Source organism: Streptomyces sp. NPDC101776 (assembly GCF_044766845.1).
Lineage (GTDB): Bacteria > Actinomycetota > Actinomycetes > Streptomycetales > Streptomycetaceae > Streptomyces.
Genome location: NZ_JBIWMV010000007.1, coordinates 389679 through 408981, shown reverse-complemented (window position 1 = coordinate 408981; position 19303 = coordinate 389679). Strand labels below are relative to the sequence as shown.

Genomic DNA, 19303 nt, shown 5'->3' with positions numbered 1-19303 from the left:
CGCCCCCCCCCCCCCCCCCCCCCCCCCCCCCCCCCCCCCCCCCCCCCCCCCCCCACCCACCCCCCCCCCCCCCCCCCCCCCCCCCCCCCCCCCCCCCCCCCCCCCGCGCCCCCCCCCCCCCCCCCCCCGCCCCCCCCCCCGCCACAGTACGAGAGTGCCGCAGAACGGACATCCGGGGAGGGTGAAGCCACCCAACAACCCGGTTTGTTGGCCCGGAGGGGCCCGTCAGGCGACAGCGGGGTCGAGCAGTCCCGCGCGCAGACGGCGGAGCATCCGGCTGATGAGCCGGGACACATGCATCTGGGAGACGCCGAGTTCCTCGCCGATCTCGGCCTGGGTGCGCTCCTCGACGTAGCGCATGTGGATGATCTTCCGCTCGCGCTCGTCGAGTTGGGCGATCAGGGGGGCCAAGGAGCTGAGGTCGTCGACCAGTTCGAGCCCCGGGTCGTCCGCGCCGATGACATCGGCCAGCACGGTCTCGCCCTCGGCGCCCGCGTCGGAGCTGAGTGCCGCGTCCAGCGAGGAGGAGGTGTAGCCGTTGGACGCCTTGCGCGCCTCGATGACCTCTTCCTCGGTCAGGCACATCAGCTCGGACAGTTCCCGCGTGGTGGGCGTACGGCCGAGGCGGGACCGCAGTTCCTCGGTCGCCTTGGCCAGCTCGACCCGGGCCTCCTGCAAGCGCCGGGGCACGTGGACGGCCCAACTGGTGTCGCGGAAGAAGCGCTTGATCTCACCGACGATGTAGGGGACGGCGAACGACGTGAACTCCACCTGCCGCGAGAGCTCGAACCGGTCGATCGCCTTGATGAGTCCGATCGTGCCGACCTGGACGATGTCCTCCATCTCGTTGTTGCTGCGGCTGCGGAAGCGCGCGGCCGCGTAGCGCACGAGGGAGAGGTTCATCTCGATCAGGGTGTTGCGCACGTACTGGAACTCGCGGGTGCCCTCCTCCAGCGAGGTCAGCCGGTCGAAGAACTGGCGCGACAGCTCACGCGCGTCCCTCGGGCTCACCTTCGACGGCTCCGCGATCAGCGGAAGAGGCCCCCCGGCCGTCACCCGCTGCTCTGCCGTGGCGTGTACCTCCACTGCCGTCACGGCTCCCATGTCGCCCACCCCATTCGTCCGAAGGAACTTCCGTCATGGGGCCCCTGCCCCGCTTCTCGCGGCTCACTCCCCCTGATTCCAAAAAATCCGGGGCGCGCACCTCGTTCTACGTAGCGAAGGACCCTTTACGTAGACGAAGGACCCGCCGAAGTACCCGCGGTCTACGCGACCTTGCGGCCGACGCCCGCGTAGACCCAGTACTCGGAGGGGTTCTCCGGGATCTCGTCCGCCGGGTCCGGGCGCCACAGGGGGACGTAGGTCAGACCGGGTGCGACGAGCTCGAAGCCGTCGAACAGGCCGAGGATCTCGTCGCGGGAACGGGCGGTGACGGGCGAGGTGGCCTTGGAGCTGTACAGCTTGCCCACGGCCGCCGCGGTGTCCGGGCGGTCCTCGTTGGTGGCGTGGCTCAGGGCGAGCCAACTGCCGTCGGGCAGCTCGTCGCGGAAGGCGGCGACGATGCCGGCCGGGTTCTCGGCGGGCGAGACGAAGTGCAGGATCGTGATCATCAGTACGGCGACGGGCTGCTCGAAGTCGATCAACTTCCGTAGCTGCGGCGCGGACAGGACGTCGGCCGGTCTGCGGATGTCGCCGTCGACGATGTCCGCGTCCGGGTTGTCGGCGAGGAGGGAGGTGCTGTGGGCGACGGCCACCGGGTCGTTGTCCACGTAGACCACACGGGCTCCGGGACTGGCCTCCTGCGCGACCTCGTGGACGTTGCCCTGGGTGGGGATGCCCGAGCCGAGGTCGATGAACTGCCGTACCCCGGAGGCGATCAGGAAGCGCACGGCCCGGCCGAGGAAGTCGCGGTTGGCGCGAGCGAGGGTGCGCACCTGGGGATCGATCGCCGTGAAAGCGGCCAATGCCTCGCGGTCTATGGCGAAATTGTGCTCACCGCCCAGCATCGCGTCGTACATTCGAGCGACGCTCGCTTTGTGCGGATCGATCCCCTGCGGCAGGCCACCACTGTCCGGCACCACAACTCCCCTTCGCCCGAAGATCTTTGACACGTCATCATATAGTTGCCGACGAAAGCACGGCAGACCGCTTGTCCCCCACGTCACGCGGCCGGTGCCCCACCCGGAAAGGCACGACCCTGCGGAACCAACCGCGCAGTCACCACGGTGACGCACCTCCTGCCGGGCCCCCACGCCGCAGGCAGGCCTTCGCCCCGGCGGCGGACGTGATCGGCTCGGAGCTCGACCTGCGGCTGACCGGCAGCCATGTGGTGCACGCGCTGACGCCCGGGTTCTGCGACGCGGCGTCGGTGTATCTGCTGGAGCGCTGGGTGCTGGAGGAGAACGCGTATCCCGCCGTGGATCCCCCGCAGATCGAGGCGCGTCGGCTGGCGGTGCGGGTGGGCGCGGAGGCCGCGGAGAGCTGGGACGGTGTGCTGCCGGTCGGCGAGGTGGTCGTCTTCCCGCGCGAGACCCCGTACGCGCGCGCCCTCGCCTCCGGGCACTCGCAGGTCCTCGACGGGGTGGACCAGCACACCTCCGACCGGCTGCTGGCCTCGGCGGGCGGGGACGCGCAGCGCATAGACGATCTGCTGCACACGGCGTCGTTCCTCGTCGTGCCGCTCCAACTGCGCGGCGCCACCGTCGGGTTCATCGCCTGCACACGCGGTCCGGAGCGGGATCCGTTCCTGCCCGGCGAGGCGGTGGCCGTGGAGTCGCTGGCGGCCCGGTCCGGTGTGGCCCTGGACAACGCGCGCCGCTACGAACGTGAGCGGCGCACCGCGCTGGCCATCCGCAACAGCCTGCTCCCGGACCCGGCCCAGGCGTTCTCGGGCTGCCGTATCGCCCACGGCTATCTCCCGGCCGGCCAGGGCAACATCATCGGCGGCGACTGGTTCGACGTCCTGCCCCGCCCCGGCGGCCGGGTCGGTCTGGTCGTCGGCGACGCGATGGGCCACGGCCCCGAGTCCGCCGTGGCCATGATCCAGTTGCGTACGGCCGTGCGCACCCTGGCCCGGCTCGACATGGAACCGACCGAACTCATGCGCCGGCTCGACGAGTTGGCCTACGACACTCCGGGCGCGTCGTTCGCGACCTGTATCTACGCCGAGTGGGACGCCCGGGCGCACACCTGCACCCTGGTCGGCGCCGGCCATCCGCCGCCGCTGCTGCGCGGTCCGGACGGACCGGCGCTGCCGGTGACGCTCGCCAGCGCGGGACTGCCGCTGGGACTCGGCACGGGCAACTATGAGGCCACGGTGCTGACCATCGACGAACCGGCCCTGCTCCTGCTGTACAGCGACGGGCTGGTCGAGTCGCGGCACGCCGACATAGACCAGGAGATCGCCGGTCTGGCCCGGGCCCTCGACACGGCCGCCGCCGAGCCCGCCGAGGCCGACGGTCCGGAAGGGTTCCCCACGCTGTGCGCGCGGCTGCTGCGTGCCCCGTCCGCGACGCCCGGGGCGGACGACCGCACCCTGCTGCTGGCCGAGTTGACGCCCGCGACCACCTGAACAGGCCGCGGGCGTCCTCGCCCCCTCCACGTGTCCGGCTTCAGCAGCCGGTGGACAGTATGGCCCACACGGCCTTGCCGCCGGTGAGCGCCGATCTGTCGACTCCCCAGGTGTCCGCGATCGCCTGCACGATGAACAGTCCGCGCCCGCTCTCGTCGTCGACGCACGGCACACAGCGGGAGAGGTCGCCGCCCGTGTAGTCGTGGTCGTGGACCTCGATGCGCAGACTACGGTCGGTGACGAGCCCGACACCGCACAGGAGCCGTGCGCTGGGCGTGTGACACACCCCGTTGGTGGCCAACTCGGAGATGAGCAGCACCGCGTCGTCGCGCGCCTCCTCGGGGAGGCCCCACCTGTCCAGTTGCGCACCCATGACGTGCCGGGCGGTCCGGACGCCGGAGCGGTGCGCCGGAAGTTCCAGCCAGTGCGCCAGGTCAGGGCTCGCGACGTCTAAGAGCTGCGGGGAGGGAGTCGTGTGGGGGGACACGGTGGTTCGCCTTCCATCGGGGGCGGGCGCAGGCGGGAGCCGCGCAGCGTCAGCAACCGGCCTGCCGGACTTGGGGAGTTCCGGCGAGAGGCCTAGATCGCTCACACAAGTAACTATGCCCATAGCTCAGTTCAAGCTGCAACCGACTCCCTGATAATTTCAGAACGACGGTTTCTGTCTGGCGACATCAGCAAGTCGCTGTCAGACTAAGGCCGGTGACAGTCCCTCAGGAGGTTGGGCGTGAGCGAGGCTCGTTCGGGCACCGGCGCCGGTGCACCCACTGTTCTCCGCATGATCCTCGGCCGACGGCTGCAGGACCGGCGACAGGGTGCGGGCGTGTCCCTGGAGAGCGCCGCCAAGGCCCTGCGGGTGACCTCCCTGACCATCCGCCGGCTGGAGAAGGCCGAGGTCGGCCTCAAACCGCTCTACGTCGAGAAGCTACTGGAGACCTACGGCGCCGACCGCCAGGAGATAGAGGAGTTCGTCGCCCTCGCCGACCGGGCCAACGAGCCCGGCTGGTGGCACGCCTACCGCGATGTGCTGCCCGGCTGGTTCACCGCGTACGTGAGTCTGGAGACTGGCGCCAGGACCCTGCGCACCTATGAGCCGCACTACGTCACGGGGCTCCTCCAGACGTACGACTACGCGCGGGGCGTGCTGAGCGGCGGCTTCCCGAACGACAACGACGAAGACCTCGAACGGCGGGTGCAGCTACGTCTGCGCCGGCAGAGTCTGCTGGAGAGGCCGGACTCGCCCACGCTGTGGGCGGTGCTGGAAGAAGCCGTGCTCCACCGGGTGGTAAGCGGTCCCGCGGTCATGCGGGACCAGATAGACCGGCTCCTCGAGGTTTCGGAACTGGACCACGTCAGTGTCGACATCGTCCCGTTCTCGGCGGGTGCCCACGTCGGGGCGTGCGCACCCTTCACCTACTTCCGGTTCAGCGAACCGGAGCTGCCCGACGTCGTCTACAGCGAGATCCTCTCCGCCTCCATGTATCTGGACCAGCGATCCGATGTCGTGGCCCATCTGGAAGCGCACAACAGGATGTCGCTGCTGACCTCCTCCGCGGACAGCAAGGCGCTCTTGAACCGCATGCGCAAGGAGTACTCATGACCACCACCGACGACAAGGTCTACAACGGGATGCCCGCGTCGAACCTCGGCGAGCAGGGCTGGGAGTGCCCCTGGAGCGGTCCCAACGGGGGTCAGTGCGTGGAGACGAAGCAACTGGCCGACGGGCGGATCGCGTTGCGCCAGTCGACCGATCCCGCCGGACCCGCGCTGATCTACACGCCCCAGGAGATGGCCGCGTTCGTCGACGGGGTCAAGCGGGGCCTGGCCGACCATCTGATGGCCGGCTGAACCGGACCACGGGCGTGGGGAACCGGAGCCGGCCCGGCTGCGACCTGCCCGAGACGCCGACGTACACCACTTGAGAGGGAGAGCATGACCAACGCCCACGCCGCGCGGGAGATCGACACCAGCAGGCCGCACTCCGCCCGCATGTACGACTACTACCTGGGCGGCAAGGACCACTTCGACGTCGACAAGCAGGCCGCGGAGACGGTGGCGGCGGCCTACCCCGCGATCTTCGTCTGCGCCCGTGAGAACCGCGCGTTCATGCACCGGGCCACTCGTGTCCTGGCGCGGGAGCACGGCATCCGGCAGTGGCTCGACATCGGCACGGGCATCCCCACCGAGCCGAACCTGCACCAGGTCGCGCAGTCCGTGGTGCCCGAGGCCCGGGTGGTCTACGCCGACAACGACCCCCTGGTCCTCAAGTACGCCGAGCGCCTGATGCGCAGCACCCGGCAGGGCCGCACCGCCTACGTCCAGGCGGACGTGAACGACCCCGAGGCCCTCCTCAACTCGCCCGAAGTGGCCGGGATACTCGACTTCGACCAGCCGATCGCGCTGTCCCTCAACGCGCTGCTGCACTTCGTGACCGACTCCCAGGACCCGTACGGGATCGTGGACCGTCTGCTGTCGGTTCTCCCCTCGGGCAGCGCCCTGGCCATCAGCCACTGCACCCCCGACTTCGATCCGGGCACCTGGGAGAAGGTGACCTCGATCTACACCAACGCCGGGACACCGGTGCAGTTCCGTTCCCAGAAGGACGTGTCCCGCTTCTTCTCCGGGCTCGAACTGCTCGACCCCGGCATCGCGGTCGGCCACCGCTGGCGCCCCGACGCCGCCGCCGAGGACACGACCACGGCCCAGCCGCCCACGGACGCCGAGGTCAGCCTGTGGACCGGGGTGGGCATCAAGCCGTAGACCCGTCGTGAGAGACCAACGACGTTACGTGCGGGAAACCTTGACGACGGCGGTGCCGGATGCCACGATTCCGGCGCCGCCATGTTTGCGTAAACATCCGGATGGAGCAGCGTGTTTACGCAAACATTCCGCGCGGCCGGTGACGGAGGGAGGAGAGGAGGCCACCGGTGAGCAGCGCTCACCACGCCCGCACTCCCCCAACTCCACCGAGCCCACCGGGTTTTGGGACGACGAGCCGACGTCTTCCGTCCCGCCCGGCATCTGTTCCGACGGCCGCTCAGCCGCGCGCAGGCCTCGCCATGCGCCGAGCCGCCATTCCTGAAAGGGCAAGTCGATGCGCACCAACCCCGCCAGAGCCCGTCTGCGGGCCACCTTCGTGGCCGTCGCGATCGCCGCGGTCACCGGCACCACGCTGGCCGGCAGCCCCGCCTCCGCCGCGCCGAGCACGAACACGTCCCAGTTCAAGGGCGTCAACTGGGCCGACCCGCGCGACAATTACGCCGACGACCCGGTCGTGCTGTCCGGCCTGTCGCTCACCGACACCTACGCCCAGACGTACGCCAAGGCGACCCGCGTCATCGCGGCGTTCCGCGTCAACCTCGGCGCCAACACGGTGCGGCTGCCCATCAACCCGTACACGGTGAACGGCAGTTACTGGAGGTCGTACCGCGGTGTCATCGACGCGGCGACGGCACAGGGCTTCAAGGTGATCGTCTCCTACTGGGAGGGGACGGGCGCCAACAAGGACGGCTTCATCGACGACCCCGCCACGTACTGGCCGATGTGGAACACCGTGGTGAAGGCGTACCGGCACAACGAGCGGGTCTACTTCGAGCCGATGAACGAGCCGCACGGCTACACCGACGCCGAGTGGGCCGACCTCGCCGCCAAGTGGCTGGACACCTACCCCTCGGTGCCGCGCAACCGGGTCTTCGTCAGCGGCGCCGGCTACAACGACCACGTCACCACGGTCTGCGCCGACCCGCGCCTGAAGGGCACCTACCTCTCCCTCCACCACTACGGCTTCTGGAAGGACTACGCCACCTACGACCAGTGGGTGAGCGACCTCAAGGTACGTCTCGGCGACTGCGCGAACCGCACCGTGGCCGACGAGTTCGGGGCCCCGATGACCACGGGTCTGAACTACAACGTGCCGACTCCCGCCGACAATTCGGTCAACTTCATCCAGGCCGACACCGACACCTTCCGCAAGCTCGGGATGGGGTCCGTGTACTGGCCGGGTCTGCGTACCGACGACACGTACTCGATCCAGAAGCTCATCGGCGACGCGGCCCGCCCCTGGCTGGTCACCACCAACCAGTCCGGCGCCGACCGCCTGGCCTGGGCCTGGGGCCGCGGCAAGCCCGTGAAGTCCTGAACCCGATGCCCTGATCCGTGCCCACCGTCCAACGGGGCACGGATCAGGGCACGTCGGGCATGGACTTCGGGTCGGGCGTCTCCCGCCCTCACGCCTGTGACCTGACGCATTTCCGAGATCCTGCCGTCGGTGAGGGAGAAGACGGCTATCACCCGGAGTTCCTGCCTTCCGTCCACTCCACCGTCATGGTGTCGTCCGCGGATCAGGATGTCGTACTCGATGACGACGTCCTCCCCCGACTCCAGATACGTGTAGAACGACTCCCGGATCTCCACCTCCGCGTATTGCTCGGGATAGATCCCGAAGTGCTTCCGCAACTCCTCGATCCCGGACGCCCTGACCTGACCGCCGGTGACGATGCGCGCGTCGTCCGCCCAGAATCGGTGAATGTCGTCGAGGGTGCCGTGATTCCCGGCATCACACAGACCGGATAGCCACGTGTACATACCGTGGAAGAAATCCCGATAACGCACAGTCGCATTCATGGCCGTGAACGGTCCTTTCCCATCCCGTATCATCTTGGTCGCCGACCAAGACCGTGCGCACCCCTTGGTCACCGCACAAGGGGTTCATCGCGAGTTGACATGGCGAAGACGTGGTTCATCACAGGTGCCTCGAAGGGATTCGGCCGGGAGTGGGCGGAAGCCGCGCTCGAACGTGGCGACCGGGTCGCCGCGACCAGCTAATCCGCGGCCACCTTCGACGACCTGGTCGGGAAATACGGCGACGCGGTCCTGCCGCTCCGGCTCGACGTCGCCGACCGCGCGTCCTCATTCGCGGCCGTACAAAAGGCGGTTGAGAGGTTCGGTGGCCTTGACGTCGTCATCAACAACGCGGGCTACGGCCTGTTCGGGATGACCGAGGAAGCGACCGAGCGACAGGCCCGCGAGCAGATCGACGTCAACCTGTTCGGCGCACTGTGGGTCACCGAGGCGGTACTCCCCCACCTGCGCGCCCGCGGGTCCGGCCACATCATCCAGGTGTCGTCGATCGGTGGCGTCACCTCAGTGCCGGGACTCGGCCTCCACCACGCGTCCAAGTTCGCCCTGGAAGGCTTCAGCGCGAGCCTCGCCGCCGAGGTGAAGGGCTTCGGCATCCACGTCACCCTGGTCGAGCCGACCGGGTACGACACCGGCTGGGCGGGGCCCTCCGCGGTACAGGCCGAACGCCTTCCGGCCTACGACGACTTCCGCGCGGCCATGACGGGGATCTCGGCCAAGCGCGGCGACCCGACCGCGACACGGGCGGCGATCCTCACCGTGGTCGACGCGGAACAACCGCCGCTGCGGATCTTCTTCGGCCAGGGCCCGCTGGAGCTGATCACCAAGGAGTACCGGGCGCGGCTCGACGAGTGGCGGGAGTGGGACGAGGTGTCCGCCGTCGCGTACGGATCCAAGGACGCGGCGGTCCGCCCTCGATCCGAGTGCGGCGAGTGCTACGGCGCCCCGACGCACCGTCAATTCCCGGCGTGCGGCCGCGGTTTGGTGGTCGGGGCGGATTGCAGGATCTGTTCGATCCCGAAGTCGAAGCGCTCGCTGTAGTCGATCGAGAGATAGTCATCCAGCACCGAGTGAAGGCCGGGAAAACGCCGGTCGTCCACCGATTCCCGCAGGCGGTCGTGGAACGCGGCCTGGTGCTGGAACGCACCGAAGGCGAGCTGATCGCCGCCCGGCTCGGCGACCGACGGGCCGCCATCCTCCGTCACCACGGCCTGCTCACGGTCGGACGGTCCGTCGAAAAGGCCGCCTGGTGGTTCATCACCATGGACCGCGCGTGCCAGATGCAACTCCTCGCCGACGCCGCCGGCAAGCCGCGCATCATGACCGAGGAGGAAGTCACCCTGGCGCACCGGCAGTTCGGCAACGCCAACATGGCGCGGCACAACTTCAATCTCCTGGCCGACCTGGTGGTGGAGGAGGAACCCGACGTCCTGGGCTGAGCCCCCGCGGGGACTACAGATCCGGCACGTAGTGCTTTCCGTCACCCCGACGCTCCTCCGGAGGCAGGTTCCGCCGCGGTGTCTCGACCGGTCCTACGACGAGACCGCGCTCCCGCCGCCAGCCGGCCCGGGCCCGCGGGTGGTAGCGCCTTTCGAACGGCACCAGGTGCCAGCCGAGTGCGACGGCATGTCCTACCAGCCACAGCCCGACCGCGCTCCGGCGCGACCAGCGGTAGCCCAACTTGGCGCGCACCACGGGCGGATACATCCCGACCGTGAGCCAGACGAAGGGCCGGGTCAGCGGACCCCGGATCACCCGCCAGATCACCTCGGGCAGCCACCTCAGCTGAGGCGGCCTGCCTATGCGGCGGATGTCCAGGACGGCGCGTGCCGCCCGGTTTTCCTCCAGGACGTCGGCGCACATCCGCTCGAAGTACGCGGTGAATCCTGCCCAGTTGGCGGGAGCGGGCCGGTCGCTCACCCCGTACAGCCGGTACCACTGAAGGCACTCGGCATAGAACCGCTCCTTCTCCTCCGCCGTCAGCGGTTTCCCGAAGTACTCGCACATCAGCACCGGGACCATGACGAAGGTCGCATGCGCCCAGAAGAAGGTGTCCGGGGCCAGGGCGTGGTAGCGCCGGCCCTGGCGGTCGGTGCCCTTGATGTCGACGTGGTAGTCGCGCACAGTGTGGGCGGTACGGGCCGCGTCCGGGCCGTCGTAGATCACTCCGGCGATCGGGTAGAGCGAGCGCAGCAGCCGTTCCCAGCGTTCCTCGAAGAAGTGGGAGTGTTCCTCGACTCCGGCGCCGAGGGCGGGATGCATGTTCTGCATCGACCCGGCCCACAGGCTGATCAGCATGCCCCGCCAGTCGCTGAAGTACCGCCAGACCAATGACGACGGCCCGAGCGGCTCGGGCGTCGACGCATCGGCGGGTGTGGTCACGGGCCGCTCCTGACTGCCGGGGTGTACTCCTTCTTACCCGGAGCGGGGCGAGGCATCCGTCTCGCGCCCGCCGACGCGAAACCCAATATCTACGTCGGCGACATGAGAAATGAAATTAACGTCCGCACACGGCCGATCGCGCCGTGCTACTATTGATCTCAGTTGCAGTTGTGGTTGCCAAACCCTTCAGATGCCCACACCGACCCCCAGGGGGCGGTGGAGCATTTTTTTGTGTGTCCGGTTTCTTTCCGGCGGGGTGATCATCACGGCGACACGGAGTCCGCACACTGCGGGCTCCGCTGACCGCCCCGAAGGAGAACAAAATGGCCAGTGGCACCGTGAAGTGGTTCAACGCGGAAAAGGGTTTCGGCTTCATCGAGCAGGACGGTGGCGGCGCTGACGTCTTCGCCCACTACTCGAACATCGCCGCCCAGGGCTTCCGCGAGCTGCAGGAGGGTCAGAAGGTGACCTTCGACATCGCGCAGGGCCAGAAGGGCCCGACGGCCGAGAACATCGTTCCTGCGTAACGACGACGTTTACTTCGCAGCTGGGGCCCGCACCTTGGGGTGCGGGCCCCAGCTCGCTGCATTTTCCATGCTTCCGGCGATATTCCGCCGAAGCCACCGGCTCGTTCTTGCGATTCTCTGCGCCGTTCATTCACCGCGGGAATTCCTTGATACGTGCCATATCAAGGAAGGTTCCACATTTTGAACCGCGCACGTACGAATGACCGTTTCTCGCGAAAGCGTAATGGAAATCCGGAATCCGCGAAGAGCGGCGGCTACCGCTCGGCGGCCCCGTCCGGCAACCGCTCCAGCGCTCCGCGCCGCTCCAAGGGCGGCGGTGGCCGACCGGCCGCGCTGCAGGGCGAGTTCGCGCTGCCGAAGACGGTGACCCCCGGCCTTCCCGCCGTGGAGTCGTTCGCCGAACTCGACATGCCGGCAAAGCTGTTGGCCGCGCTCGGCCACGAGGGCGTCACCGTCCCGTTCCCGATCCAGGCGACGACGCTCCCCAACTCCCTCGCCGGCCGTGACGTGCTCGGCCGCGGCCGCACCGGCTCCGGCAAGACCCTCGCCTTCGGCCTCGCGATGCTGGCCCGTACGGCGGGCCGTCGCGCCGAGCCGCGTCAGCCGCTCGCCCTCGTCCTCGTCCCCACCCGCGAGCTGGCCCAGCAGGTCACCGACGCGCTCACCCCCTACGCCCGTGCCGTCAGCGTGCGGATGACCACCGTCGTCGGCGGTATGTCGATCGGCCGCCAGGCCGGGGCGCTGCGTGGCGGTGCGGAGGTCGTGGTCGCGACGCCTGGACGGCTCAAGGACCTCATCGAGCGCGGCGACTGCCGGCTGGACAGCGTGTCCATCACCGTCCTCGACGAGGCCGACCAGATGGCCGACATGGGGTTCATGCCCCAGGTCACCGCGCTGCTCGACCAGGTGCAGACGGGCGGCCAGCGGATGCTGTTCTCGGCCACCCTGGACCGCAACGTGGACCTGCTGGTCCGCCGCTACCTGACCGACCCCGTCGTCCACTCCGTCGACCCCTCCGCGGGCGCGGTCACGACGATGGAGCACCACGTCCTGCACGTGCACGGCACGGACAAGCAGCGGGCGACCACCGAGATCGCGGCGCGCGACGGCCGGGTCATCATGTTCCTGGACACCAAGCACGCGGTGGACCGGCTGGTGAAGCACCTGCTCAACAGCGGCGTCCGCGCGGCCGGTCTGCACGGCGGCAAGTCCCAGCCGCAGCGCACCCGCACGCTCGCCCAGTTCAAGGACGGGCATGTGACGGCGCTGGTGGCGACCAACGTCGCGGCGCGCGGCATCCACGTCGACAACCTCGACCTGGTCGTCAACGTCGACCCGCCCACCGACCCCAAGGACTATCTGCACCGCGGCGGCCGTACGGCCCGTGCGGGCGAGTCCGGCAGTGTCGTGACCCTGGTCACCCCCGACCAGCGCCGTGACTTCACCCGGCTGATGACCGCGGCCGGTGTCACCGCCGAGGTCACCTCGGTGCGGTCGGGCGAGGAGGAGCTGACCCGGATCACGGGCGCCCAGGCCCCGTCCGGCGTCCCGGTCGTCATCCAGGCCCCGGTCGTGGAGCGTGAGCGCACCCGACGCAGCCCGTCCTCCTCGTCGTCCCGGGGCCGTCGTGGCCGTCCGGCCGGCGAGGGCGGCCGGTCGTCCGCCGGTGGTGCGGCGCGACGCGGCGGCAGTGGCAGCGGTAGCAGCAGCCGGGGGCAGCGACGGTCGTCCTTCGGTCCTGCGGCCTGAGGACCAACTCGGCGCCTTCGGGCGCCCGTTCGGCCCCCGATCCTCCTTCTCTCTGTGAGGCAACATGCGCTGTGTCATCGCCCGGTATCCCTTCGACCTCACCAAGATGGGAGTCCTGGAGACGATGAAGGGCATCAAGCCCGAGCTGATCACGGGTGAGTCCGTGACCATCGGGCGGCGCCGCTACCCCGTCAAGCAGGTGGGGCAGGTCATCACCCGGCAGGACCCCCGTGACTTCAACAGCGGCGAGGTCGTCCGGGCCATGACCCGGCTCGGCTTCACCTGCCACGGCCTGCCCGAGGCGGCGCCCGTGCACGAGCTCACGCCGTTCGAGAACGCGTCGGCGCTGCTGGGCAGCGGCGCGGTCCAGGACGTGTAAGGACCTGTAGGAGCGACACCAGTACAGCCCGGGAGGGCCCTGCCGACGCGCGTCGGCAGGGCCCTCCCGGCGTTCCCGCAGGCGGGCCGCGGGCCGGGCGGCACCCCTGCTGAACGAGCAGATGAACAGCGGGTTAGCATATGAGCGCCGTCTAGCTCGAAAGAGAAACCTGTGCCTGTCAACGAGGACTCGTTCACCAACTGGAAGACCCGCGAGGAGATCGCGGAGTCGATGATCCCGATGATCGGGAAGCTGCACCGCGAGCGGGACGTCACGGTCCTGCTGCACAGCCGCTCACTGGTCAACAAGTCGGTGGTCAGCATCCTCAAGACCCACCGGTTCGCCCGCCAGATCGACGGCGAGGAACTCTCCGTCACCGAGACCCTCCCCTACCTGCGGACGCTCACCACGCTCGACCTGGGCCCCTCCCAGATCGACATCGGCATGCTCGCCGCGACCCACCGGAGCGACGAACGCGGCCTGTCCGTCGAGGAGTTCACCGCCGAGGCGGTCGCCGGCGCCACGGGCGCGAACAAGATCGAATGCCGCGAGGGACGCGACGTCGTCCTCTACGGCTTCGGCCGCATCGGCCGCCTGGTCGCCCGCCTGCTCATCGAGAAGGCCGGCTCGGGCAACGGTCTGCGGCTGCGCGCCGTCGTCGTGCGCAAGGGCGGCGGGCGGGCCGTCGAGGATCTCGTGAAGCGCGCCTCGCTGCTGCGCCGCGACTCGATCCACGGCCCCTTCCAGGGCACGATCACCGTCGACGAGACGAGCAACACGATCGTCGCCAACGGCAACGAGATCAAGGTGATCCACGCGGGCGACCCCTCCGAGGTCGACTACACGGCGTACGGCATCAAGGACGCCATCCTCATCGACAACACGGGCAAGTGGCGTGACCGGGAAGGCCTTTCGCAGCATCTGCGGCCCGGGATCGACAAGGTCGTACTGACCGCGCCCGGCAAGGGCGACGTCCCCAACATCGTGCACGGCGTCAACCACGACACCATCAAGCCGGACGAGCAGATCCTGTCCTGCGCGTCCTGCACCACCAACGCGATCGTGCCGCCGCTGAAGGCGATGGCCGACGAGTACGGTGTGCTGCGCGGCCATGTGGAGACCGTCCACTCGTTCACCAACGACCAGAACCTGCTGGACAATTACCACAAGGCCGACCGCCGCGGCCGTTCCGCGCCGCTGAACATGGTGATCACCGAGACCGGTGCCGCCTCCGCCGTCGCCAAGGCCCTGCCCGACCTCAAGGCGCCGATCACCGGCAGCTCGATCCGCGTCCCGGTGCCGGACGTGTCGATCGCCATCCTCAGCCTGCGGCTCGGCCGCGAGACCACCCGCGCCGAGGTCCTCGACCACCTCCGCGAGGTCTCGCTGACGTCCCCGCTGAAACGGCAGATCGACTTCACCACCGCTCCCGACGCCGTGTCGAGCGACTTCATGGGCTCACGGCACGCCTCGATCATCGACGCGGGCGCCACCAAGGTCGACGGCGACAACGCGATCCTCTACCTCTGGTACGACAACGAGTTCGGCTACTCCTGCCAGGTCGTCCGGGTCGTCCAGCACGTCTCCGGGGTCGAGTACCCGACGTATCCCGCACCGGCGGTCTGACCCGGCGCGTCGAACGCACGACGGCCCGGCCGCCCCCAACTGCGGGCGGCCGGGCCGTCGTTGTCACCGACGTGCGGCGTGTCAGCGAGTACTGCGCTTGCCTCGGTACAGCACCACGAACCCGGCGACGAGCAGCAGCGCGCCGGCCACGGCGGGCCACAGATTCGCGCCGGTCTCCGCCAGTCCGCCCTGAGCCTGCGGCTGGTTCGGGCCTACGGCCGCGTAACTCTCCCCGCCCGAGGACGAGTCGGGCGGCGTCGCCGCGGGGGTGCCGACCTGGCCGCCCGCGTTGTCGTTCGAACTCCCCTGCGTCTCCGACGACTTGGACCCTTCGGTCTTCGTGTCGGCCTTGGGGACCGACACGGCGGTCGTCAGATCACCGGGGTCGGTGGTCTGGGTGTCGGTGGGCTCGGGGTCGTCGGCCCCGGTGTCCGGCGCGCTCGTCGCGGGATCCGCGGAGGGCTGGTCACCGGAGTTGCCCCCGTTGCCGCCGTTCCCTCCGTTGCCGCCATTCCCCTCGTCGCCGCCGTTGCCGGCGTTCCCGCCGGGCTCGTCGGACGCGGTGTCGGTGGGCGCCGCCGTAGCGGTGTCGGTCGCCGTCGGGGACGCCGTCGGCTCACCCGAGCCGCCACCCGCACCCTGGCCGCCGCCAGAACCGCCACCCGAACCGCCGCCGTTGCCCGAACCGTCACCCGAACCCGGGTCGTTGTCCGTGCCGGCGCCGCACTTCTCGCCGTTGTTGATGCAGTTGACCATGTCCTTCATCAGGCCCTCGTCGAAGACGTTGATGAAGTCGCCGTGGTCCGTGACGGGCTTGTGCTGCTGCTCGGGGAAGGAGTCCACCGCGAACAGCGGGGTCGTCTTCCCGCCGTCCTGGAGGCTCGGCGCGTCGACGTCGTAGACGATCCGCTGCACCAGTTGCGGGATGGCCTCGAAGCCTGCCGGGCAGGTGCCGTCGGCGGCCTCGAAGGCCACGTGGGTGCGGTGGTTGGCGCTGTCGATGTTGCGGCCGTCCCAGCAGCTCTGGAACTTGAAGGTGCGCACCACGTCACTGCCCGCCGGGCACAGCGGGTACTTGTCCTTGAGCTGGCGATCCTCGAACCCGGTGCAGCTCCAGGAGGCGTTGGCGTTGGCGGGGCCGTTCACGAAGGCCTTGGCGTCGCCGGTGATGATGCGTAGCAGGCGCGGCATCGCGACGACCTTGCTCTGCGGGTTGCCGACGAAGGTCAGCGTGGCCGCCTTCGCGGTCACGATCTGACCGGAGTTGCCCTCGGTGCCACCGCCGGGCTTGTCGGCGTCCTGCTCCTGCTTGCCGTTCTGCAGGCGCAACACGGGCCAGTAGTAGGTGGACTTGTCGCCCGGGTTCTCACAGCTCGTGTCGGCGTTCGCCAAGTCCTGGTCGCTGGCGAAGGCGTTGTTGGACTGGTTGCCGATGTAGTCGTGGAAGTGGTGGGCGCCGTTGGTGACGCCGGGGGCGACGATCACGTTGTCGGAGTTGAACAGGCCGTTCTCGTTCACCCCGCAGGCGGTGACGAACGTGCCGCGGGAGGCATTGGCCTGTTCCTGCGGAGCGTTCACGTTGGGCTGTACGGAGGTGATGTCCGCGTAGTCCGAGGCGACGGGCCCGTTGGTGGACTGCTGGTTCCCCTGCTGCTGGCCCTGGCCGTCGCCCTGCTGATCCTGGCCGCCTTGGTCCTGGCCGCCCTGGTCGTCACTGCCCTGGTCGTCGCCGCTGCCGTTCTGGTCACCGTTCGTGGGGGCGATCAGCGTGCAGCCGGCGAGCGCGTCGAGTCCCTCCGGGCGGTCGCCGACCCGTGCGATGGCGTCGCCGATCCGCCCGAGGGTCGCGGCCCGCTTCTCCTTCAACGGATTCATGATCGCGTTGTCGGCGAAGGAGGCGTCCTGGCGTATGGACTCCGTCGAGTCCTTCAGTTTCTGGTAGGCCTCGGTTATCTGCTGGTCCAGAAGCGCGAGTTGGTTGTCGACCTCGGTCTTGGCCTCGTCGGGGACCGTCGTCAACTGGGTGCCCACGTCCGGGCAGTCGATCGTCGCGCCGTCCGACGCCGCGTCCGGAGTGCCCTGCTGGACCGAGTCATCGCCCCAACCGCCTTCGGACGCCGACGCGTAGACGTTCGCCGCCACCAGTCCTCCGCCGCCCAGCATCAGGGCGACTGCTGCCATCGTCGCGCGTCGTGCGCCCGTGGGGCGTCTGCGCGTGTTGCGTGCCAAGGAAGTTGCTCCTACACGTATCGGTCGGCCCGGATCGTCCCGGCATGGAAATCCCCCGACCTAATACGGAACCGGACCGCGATGTGTTCAACCGTCCCGAAAATTCATAGCGACCTCATATGGATCATCCGACCCGGCGGGCCCATGAACCCTCGACGCACCAGGTGAAGTGCCTGAGGGAGGTAAAGGTCACAAAAACGTATCGGACATATCGCGCTTCAACCTTCACACGAGGCACACACGTTGGCTAAGTTGGCGCTCAGGCCGTACGACCTACTCCGGCGATCAGCGCCGGGCCGCGCGGCTTGCGCCGAGTCCGGTGTGTCGCTTGCGGCAACCGGAGCCGGGGACCCAACCGACTTGGGGTGAATCGGCCCAACTGTCCTTCCGGACAAGGGCCGTAGGGCAAACCTTCCGTGATCGCCGCCCGAACCCGACAGCTAACTCGGTAGGCGCGATACGGAAGGAGCACGTCTGCCATGCCGGCAGAACGAGGTACGCGCACCGGAGGCAGTGGCCCCACCGTGGAAGACCGACCCAGCCGTGACGAAGTCCAGCGGCGGATCAACTCCCTTTACGACAGGGCCGAGACGGCCACCGGGAACTACAACGCCACGCGTGCGATGTCCGGGAAACCGCGCAAGCGCGTCGAGTCCCGCCCCAGTGCGCCGCGTCCCTCCGACCCCGCGATCGATGCCGTCACCCGGCAGTTGTTCGACCGCGCCCGCGCTCAGGTGGGCCCGACCGTACCGGCGATCCTGCCGCCCGGCAGGACTCCCGCCCGCCCGGCGGCGTCCCGGCCCGAGCGGTCCGAGCGACGCCCCGAGGCCGAGGGCGCCGGCCGCGCACTCGAAGCGCAGCCCGGCCGCGCCGTGGCCGAACTGACCGCGGGGACCACAGCCGCACCGGAGCTCGCCGCGCCGCAACTCACGTCCCCTGTGGCGGAGTTGACGGCAGGGCCGATCGCCGCGCTGCCTCCCGCCGTACCGCAGGCACCGCAGCAGCCGCAGCTGGCTCAGGTCCAGATGCCTCAGATGCCTCAGGCGACCGTTCTCGACCTGCCGCCCGTGCCGGCCATCGAGGTGCCGCCCACGCCCGTCGTGGCGCCACAGCAGTTCGCCCCCGTGGCCGCCCCGGCGCCGGTCTTCGACCCGCTCACCGCGAGTCTGGACCTGCTCCCCTACATCGCCGCACCGCGCACCGACTCCGCCCCGGCGGGCGCCACTTGGCCGCCCCCGGAGACGGCCTGGCCCACCCCGGAGGCCACCTGGTCCACCGGACAGGTCCCCATGGCGACCGAGCAGCAGATGTGGTCGACCGGGCAGATACCCGTGGTGGCCGAGCAACCGGCTTGGTCCACCGGTCAGTTCCCGGTGGCGGCCGAGCAACCAGCCTGGTCCACCGGTCAGTTCCCGGTGGCGGCCGAGCAACCGGCTTGGCCGACCGGGCAGTTCCCCGCGGTGACCGAGCAACCGGCCTGGTCCACGGGCCAGTTCCCCGCCGTCACCGAGCAGCAGACCTGGTCCACCGGACAGATTCCGATGGTGCCCCAGCAGCCCGCCGGCCAGACCGCCTGGTATACCACGCCGGAACCGGACTGGCGCCCGCCGCAACAGGAGTGGCAGCCGCCCGCACCGGCCCCCGAGGTCTCCTTCGCAGCGGCCCCGGCCGTCGCCCCCCAGCTCGCGCCGCCCGTCGTTCCGGCCATGGCACCGGAGATCATCCTCCCCACGGCCCCGGCCATGAGCCCGATGACCACCACGGCCGCACCGGACGCCGGCACCAGCAAGACCGCCACCGCGCTCGCCTTCGCCCGTACGCAGATCGGCAAGCCGTGCCTGTGGGGCGCCGCGGGACCGGACGCCTACGACTGCTCCAGCCTCACCCAGGCCGCCTGGAAGGCCGCGGGAGTCCTCCTCCCCCGCACCGCCCAGGAACAGTCCGGTGCGGGCACGCTCGTCCCGCTCACGGACATCCGCGCCGGCGATCTGATCTTCTTCTACGACAGCATCGACCACGTCGGCCTCTACACCGGCAACGGCCTGATGATCCACGCGCCGAGCCCGGGCACGCCGATACGCGAGGAGTCGATCTTCTACGCGGGTGCCGCCGCCATCAGGGGCGCCGTACGGCCCGCCTGATCCGGTCGGGGCCGGGCATTTCCCGGCCCCGACCGCACACCTCGGGACACTCCCGGCCAAC

General features: G+C 69.4%; 16 protein-coding genes, 2 pseudogenes and 1 riboswitch. Of the genes and pseudogenes, 12 read left to right on the top strand and 6 right to left on the bottom strand.

The genetic code is table 11. From position 1 onward, the window contains the following. Positions 1–225: 225 nt before the first annotated feature. Together ACIRRY_RS24565 and ACIRRY_RS24560 are read right to left on the bottom strand one after the other, a co-directional pair. Complete coding sequence (locus ACIRRY_RS24565; protein WP_403976374.1) at positions 226–1104, bottom strand: SigB/SigF/SigG family RNA polymerase sigma factor; 879 nt, start codon at positions 1102–1104, stop codon at positions 226–228. A 161-nt stretch (positions 1105–1265) separates the two neighbouring features. Continuing rightward, the gene (locus ACIRRY_RS24560; RefSeq protein ID WP_403976372.1) at positions 1266–2018 is read right to left on the bottom strand and encodes an SAM-dependent methyltransferase; all 753 of its coding nucleotides are present in this window, start codon (positions 2016–2018) and stop codon (positions 1266–1268) included. 266 nt (positions 2019–2284) lie between these two features. Between ACIRRY_RS24560 and ACIRRY_RS24555 the strand changes: the two genes are divergently transcribed. Then, positions 2285–3571 (top strand): PP2C family protein-serine/threonine phosphatase, encoded by a 1287-nt coding sequence (locus tag ACIRRY_RS24555; RefSeq protein ID WP_403976370.1) that lies wholly within the window; start codon positions 2285–2287, stop codon positions 3569–3571. A 40-nt stretch (positions 3572–3611) separates the two neighbouring features. On the opposite strand, the gene ACIRRY_RS24550 is transcribed toward ACIRRY_RS24555, so the two are convergent. Further along, a complete protein-coding gene (locus ACIRRY_RS24550; protein WP_403976368.1) occupies positions 3612–4058 on the bottom strand; it encodes an ATP-binding protein in 447 nt (148 codons plus the stop codon). A gap of 240 nt (positions 4059–4298) precedes the next feature. On the opposite strand from ACIRRY_RS24550, the gene ACIRRY_RS24545 reads away from it, so the two are divergent. The 4 genes from ACIRRY_RS24545 to ACIRRY_RS24530 all read left to right on the top strand — a co-directional run bounded on the left by ACIRRY_RS24545 (position 4299) and on the right by ACIRRY_RS24530 (position 7709). Further along, positions 4299–5171 (top strand): helix-turn-helix domain-containing protein, encoded by an 873-nt coding sequence (locus ACIRRY_RS24545; protein ID WP_403976366.1) that lies wholly within the window; start codon positions 4299–4301, stop codon positions 5169–5171. Beyond that, positions 5168–5419: a DUF397 domain-containing protein gene (locus ACIRRY_RS24540; RefSeq protein WP_403976364.1), complete on the top strand. Its 252-nt coding sequence runs from the start codon at positions 5168–5170 to the stop codon at positions 5417–5419. The genes ACIRRY_RS24545 and ACIRRY_RS24540 overlap by 4 nt, the downstream gene beginning before the upstream one ends. Before the next feature lie 84 nt (positions 5420–5503). After that, positions 5504–6331 (top strand): SAM-dependent methyltransferase, encoded by an 828-nt coding sequence (locus tag ACIRRY_RS24535; protein WP_403976362.1) that lies wholly within the window; start codon positions 5504–5506, stop codon positions 6329–6331. 334 nt (positions 6332–6665) lie between these two features. Continuing rightward, positions 6666–7709: a glycoside hydrolase family 5 protein gene (locus ACIRRY_RS24530; RefSeq protein WP_403976360.1), complete on the top strand. Its 1044-nt coding sequence runs from the start codon at positions 6666–6668 to the stop codon at positions 7707–7709. A gap of 167 nt (positions 7710–7876) precedes the next feature. Here the strand turns inward: ACIRRY_RS24530 and ACIRRY_RS24525 are convergent. Further along, positions 7877–8155 (bottom strand): annotated as a pseudogene (locus tag ACIRRY_RS24525) (nuclear transport factor 2 family protein); the annotation flags it as partial. A gap of 138 nt (positions 8156–8293) precedes the next feature. Between ACIRRY_RS24525 and ACIRRY_RS24520 the strand changes: the two are divergent. Together ACIRRY_RS24520 and ACIRRY_RS24515 are read left to right on the top strand one after the other, a co-directional pair. Next, positions 8294–9103 (top strand): annotated as a pseudogene (locus ACIRRY_RS24520) (SDR family NAD(P)-dependent oxidoreductase); the annotation flags it as partial. 176 nt (positions 9104–9279) lie between these two features. Continuing rightward, positions 9280–9648, top strand: coding sequence for a class II aldolase/adducin family protein (locus ACIRRY_RS24515; protein ID WP_403976358.1), 369 nt, complete (start codon positions 9280–9282; stop codon positions 9646–9648). Between the two features lie 13 nt (positions 9649–9661). Here the strand turns inward: ACIRRY_RS24515 and ACIRRY_RS24510 are convergent, their stop codons facing one another. Next, the gene (locus ACIRRY_RS24510; protein ID WP_403976356.1) at positions 9662–10591 is read right to left on the bottom strand and encodes an oxygenase MpaB family protein; all 930 of its coding nucleotides are present in this window, start codon (positions 10589–10591) and stop codon (positions 9662–9664) included. A gap of 323 nt (positions 10592–10914) precedes the next feature. Here ACIRRY_RS24510 and ACIRRY_RS24505 point away from each other — a divergent pair, with 323 nt between their 5' ends. The 4 genes from ACIRRY_RS24505 to ACIRRY_RS24490 all read left to right on the top strand — a co-directional run bounded on the left by ACIRRY_RS24505 (position 10915) and on the right by ACIRRY_RS24490 (position 14872). Then, positions 10915–11118, top strand: a complete 204-nt coding sequence (locus ACIRRY_RS24505) for a cold-shock protein (RefSeq protein ID WP_019056860.1) — start codon at positions 10915–10917, stop codon at positions 11116–11118. A 180-nt stretch (positions 11119–11298) separates the two neighbouring features. Next, the gene (locus ACIRRY_RS24500) at positions 11299–12867 is read left to right on the top strand and encodes a DEAD/DEAH box helicase (protein WP_403976354.1); all 1569 of its coding nucleotides are present in this window, start codon (positions 11299–11301) and stop codon (positions 12865–12867) included. Between the two features lie 64 nt (positions 12868–12931). Beyond that, positions 12932–13246, top strand: coding sequence for an SCO5918 family protein (locus ACIRRY_RS24495; RefSeq protein WP_403976352.1), 315 nt, complete (start codon positions 12932–12934; stop codon positions 13244–13246). Positions 13247–13417: 171 nt separating this feature from the next. Further along, positions 13418–14872, top strand: a complete 1455-nt coding sequence (locus ACIRRY_RS24490) for a glyceraldehyde-3-phosphate dehydrogenase (RefSeq protein WP_403976350.1) — start codon at positions 13418–13420, stop codon at positions 14870–14872. A gap of 81 nt (positions 14873–14953) precedes the next feature. On the opposite strand, the gene ACIRRY_RS24485 is transcribed toward ACIRRY_RS24490, so the two are convergent. Next, positions 14954–17053 (bottom strand): DUF1996 domain-containing protein, encoded by a 2100-nt coding sequence (locus tag ACIRRY_RS24485; RefSeq protein WP_403976409.1) that lies wholly within the window; start codon positions 17051–17053, stop codon positions 14954–14956. A 346-nt stretch (positions 17054–17399) separates the two neighbouring features. After that, a riboswitch (cyclic di-AMP (ydaO/yuaA leader) is annotated at positions 17400–17572 on the top strand. A gap of 8 nt (positions 17573–17580) precedes the next feature. Between ACIRRY_RS24485 and ACIRRY_RS24480 the strand changes: the two genes are divergently transcribed. Continuing rightward, the gene (locus ACIRRY_RS24480; protein WP_403976348.1) at positions 17581–19242 is read left to right on the top strand and encodes an NlpC/P60 family protein; all 1662 of its coding nucleotides are present in this window, start codon (positions 17581–17583) and stop codon (positions 19240–19242) included. Positions 19243–19303 lie beyond the last annotated feature (61 nt).

Excerpts from the sequence above, each read along its gene's own strand:
- ACIRRY_RS24565 (WP_403976374.1), bottom strand. The coding sequence starts at position 1,104 with ATGGGAGCCGTGACGGCAGTGGAGGTACACGCCACGGCAGAGCAGCGG.
- ACIRRY_RS24560 (WP_403976372.1), bottom strand. The coding sequence starts at position 2,018 with ATGTACGACGCGATGCTGGGCGGTGAGCACAATTTCGCCATAGACCGC.
- ACIRRY_RS24540 (WP_403976364.1), top strand. The coding sequence starts at position 5,168 with ATGACCACCACCGACGACAAGGTCTACAACGGGATGCCCGCGTCGAAC.
- ACIRRY_RS24535 (WP_403976362.1), top strand. The coding sequence starts at position 5,504 with ATGACCAACGCCCACGCCGCGCGGGAGATCGACACCAGCAGGCCGCAC.
- ACIRRY_RS24530 (WP_403976360.1), top strand. The coding sequence starts at position 6,666 with ATGCGCACCAACCCCGCCAGAGCCCGTCTGCGGGCCACCTTCGTGGCC.
- ACIRRY_RS24505 (WP_019056860.1), top strand. The coding sequence starts at position 10,915 with ATGGCCAGTGGCACCGTGAAGTGGTTCAACGCGGAAAAGGGTTTCGGC.
- ACIRRY_RS24495 (WP_403976352.1), top strand. The coding sequence starts at position 12,932 with ATGCGCTGTGTCATCGCCCGGTATCCCTTCGACCTCACCAAGATGGGA.
- ACIRRY_RS24485 (WP_403976409.1), bottom strand. The coding sequence starts at position 17,053 with ATGGCAGCAGTCGCCCTGATGCTGGGCGGCGGAGGACTGGTGGCGGCG.
- ACIRRY_RS24480 (WP_403976348.1), top strand. The coding sequence starts at position 17,581 with ATGCCGGCAGAACGAGGTACGCGCACCGGAGGCAGTGGCCCCACCGTG.